Genomic DNA, 3,301 nt, shown 5'->3' on the forward strand with positions numbered 1-3,301 from the left:
AGCGCCCAGCGTTGTCGTTGGTGGTGTGGACTCTCAAGCGTGAGGTAAGGGCATTTGGTGGATGCCTTGGCATGTACAGGCGATGAAGGACGTGGCACGCTGCGATAAGCGTCGGTGAGCTGTGAGCAAGCTTTGACCCGACGATTTCCGAATGGGGAAACCCACCTTCACCAATTAATTCAGCGGTTGCGCAATCAACTGCCGAGTTAATTGGGGCAAGGTATCACCGAAGTGAATACATAGCTTTGGTGAAGCGAACCCGGCGAACTGAAACATCTCAGTACCCGGAGGAAAAGACATCAACCGAGATTCCGTTAGTAGTGGCGAGCGAACGCGGACCAGGCCAGTGCTTCTAATTCAACTAGCAGAACACTCTGGAAAGGGTGGCCATAGCGGGTGACAGCCCCGTATGCGAAAGTGATGTTAGAAGACTCGAGTAGGGCGGGACACGTGAAATCCTGTCTGAACATGGGGGGACCACCCTCCAAGCCTAAATACTCGTACATGACCGATAGCGAACTAGTACCGTGAGGGAAAGGTGAAAAGCACCCCGATGAGGGGAGTGAAACAGTACCTGAAACCGAATGCCTACAAGCAGTTGGAGGGTCCTTGAGGCCTGACAGCGTACCTCTTGCATAATGGGTCTGTGACTTAATGTATCAAGCAAGCTTAAGCCGATAGGTGTAGGCGCAGCGAAAGCGAGTCTGAATAGGGCGACTGAGTTTGATGCATTAGACCCGAAACCCGGCGATCTATGCATGACCAGGATGAAGGTGCGGTAACACGCACTGGAGGTCCGAACCGATTAACGTTGAAAAGTTACCGGATGAGTTGTGCTTAGGGGTGAAAGGCCAATCAAGCCGGGAAATAGCTGGTTCTCCGCGAAAACTATTGAGGTAGTGCCTCGGATGAACACCCTAGGGGGTAGAGCACTGGATGGATGCGGGGGTCGCGAGATCTACCAATTCTAACCAAACTCCGAATACCTAGGAGTGATATCCGGGAGACAGACGGCGGGTGCTAAGGTCCGTCGTCAAAAGGGAAACAGCCCTGACCTACAGCTAAGGTCCCCAAGTCACGTCTAAGTGGGAAAGCATGTGGGAATCCCAAAACAACCAGGAGGTTGGCTTAGAAGCAGCCATCCTTTAAAGAAAGCGTAACAGCTCACTGGTCTAAACAAGGGTTCCTGCGGCGAAGATGTAACGGGGCTCAAGACGTGCACCGAAGCTTAGGGTGTGTCGTAAGACACGCGGTAGCGGAGCGTTCCGTAAGCCTGTGAAGTGGAAGGGTAACCGACCATGGAGGTATCGGAAGTGCGAATGCAGACATGAGTAGCGATAAAGAGGGTGAGATGCCCTCTCGCCGAAAGACCAAGGGTTCCTGCGCAAGGCTAATCCGCGCAGGGTGAGCCGGCCCCTAAGACGAGCCCGAAGGGGGTAGTCGATGGGAACCACGTTAATATTCGTGGGCCTGGTGGTGTGTGACGGATTGCGTGTGTTGTCAGTTCTTATCGGATTGAACTGGCTTCGAAGCAGTCCCGGGAAATAGCCCCACCGTATAGACCGTACCCGAAACCGACACAGGTGGTCTGGTAGAGTATACCAAGGCGCTTGAGAGAAGTGTCCTGAAGGAACTCGGCAAATTGCCTCCGTACCTTCGGAAGAAGGAGGCCCTGCATCTGGGCAACCAGTTGCAGGGGGCACAGGCCAGGGGGTAGCGACTGTTTAGCAAAAACACAGGGCTCTGCTAAGTCGGCTTCAAGACGACGTATAGGGCCTGACGCCTGCCCGGTGCCTGAAGGTTAAGTGGAGGAGTGCAAGCTCCGAAATGAAGCCCAGGTAAACGGCGGCCGTAACTATAACGGTCCTAAGGTAGCGAAATTCCTTGTCGGGTAAGTTCCGACCTGCACGAATGGCGTAACGACTTCCCCACTGTCTCCAGGACATGCTCAGCGAAATTGAATTCTCCGTGAAGATGCGGAGTACCCGCGGTTAGACGGAAAGACCCCGTGCACCTTTACTGCAGCTTCAGAGTGGCAGTGGAGAACAACTGTGTAGAATAGGTGGGAGGCTTTGAAGCACCGGCGCCAGCTGGTGTGGAGCCACCAAGTGAAATACCACCCTGTTGTTCTTTACTGTCTAACCTCGTACCGTCATCCGGTACAGGGACCCTCTGTGGCGGGTAGTTTGACTGGGGCGGTCGCCTCCTAAAGAGTAACGGAGGCGCGCGAAGGTTGGCTCAGGCCGGTTGGAAACCGGCTGTTAGAGTGCAATGGCATAAGCCAGCCTGACTGCGAGACTGACAAGTCGAGCAGAGACGAAAGTCGGTCATAGTGATCCGGTGGTCCCTCGTGGAAGGGCCATCGCTCAACGGATAAAAGGTACGCCGGGGATAACAGGCTGATAACCCCCAAGAGCTCATATCGACGGGGTTGTTTGGCACCTCGATGTCGGCTCATCACATCCTGGGGCTGGAGCAGGTCCCAAGGGTTTGGCTGTTCGCCAATTAAAGTGGTACGTGAGCTGGGTTCAGAACGTCGCGAGACAGTTTGGTCCCTATCTGCCGTGGGCGTCGAAATTTGAGAGGAGTTGACCCTAGTACGAGAGGACCGGGTTGAACATACCTCTGGTGTACCAGTCGTCGTGCCAACGGCGCAGCTGGGTAGCTATGTATGGACGGGATAACCGCTGAAAGCATCTAAGCGGGAAGCCTCCCTCGAGATAAGATTTCATAGAGCGGTCGAAGACCACGACCTTGATAGATCGGATGTGGAAGCGCGGTAACGCGTGGAGCTAACCGATACTAATTGCTCTTTTCGCGCTTGAGAGTTTCACACCCCCATCGACAACCCTGGGTTGTTGGGTAGCGGGTGGATGAACATCCCAGCCTTTAACCGTGCACGATTTGATAACCCCTGTTTCCCAACACGCCCACACCGGCTTCATTGCTTGGTGGCCATAGCGTCTGTGACCCACCCGATCCCATCCCGAACTCGGCCGTGAAACCAGACAGCGCCGATGGTACTATTGCTCAAGCAATGGAAGAGTAGGTCGCCGCCAGGCATTGAAGCCGGTGTGTAGCGTGCACGGAAACAGGAAAAGCCCATTCACATGTCCCCCGTTCGCCCCCACAAAGGGCACCAGCATTGGCGCGGGGTGGAGCAGCCCGGTAGCTCGTCAGGCTCATAACCTGAAGGCCGCAGGTTCAAATCCTGCCCCCGCAACCACCGCTACAGAACGCCACACGCCGCCCTCACGGGCGGCGTTGTCGTTTCCGCCAACACGCAGTCACAGCCCATCAT

Annotated in this window: 1 tRNA gene and 2 rRNA genes; all 3 read left to right on the forward strand. The window is 55.1% G+C overall.

Going from position 1 to position 3,301, the window contains the following annotated elements:
- The first annotated feature begins 34 nt into the window (after window positions 1-34).
- Window positions 35-2,826 (forward strand): 23S ribosomal RNA (locus S2M10_RS04690).
- Between the two features lie 121 nt (window positions 2,827-2,947).
- Window positions 2,948-3,062 (forward strand): 5S ribosomal RNA (gene rrf, locus S2M10_RS04695).
- Window positions 3,063-3,149: 87 nt separating this feature from the next.
- A tRNA-Met gene (locus tag S2M10_RS04700) sits at window positions 3,150-3,226 on the forward strand.
- The last annotated feature ends 75 nt before the right edge of the window (window positions 3,227-3,301 follow it).

Source organism: Sphingomonas sp. S2M10 (genome assembly GCF_012650175.1).
Classification (GTDB): Bacteria; Pseudomonadota; Alphaproteobacteria; order Sphingomonadales; family Sphingomonadaceae; genus Sphingomonas.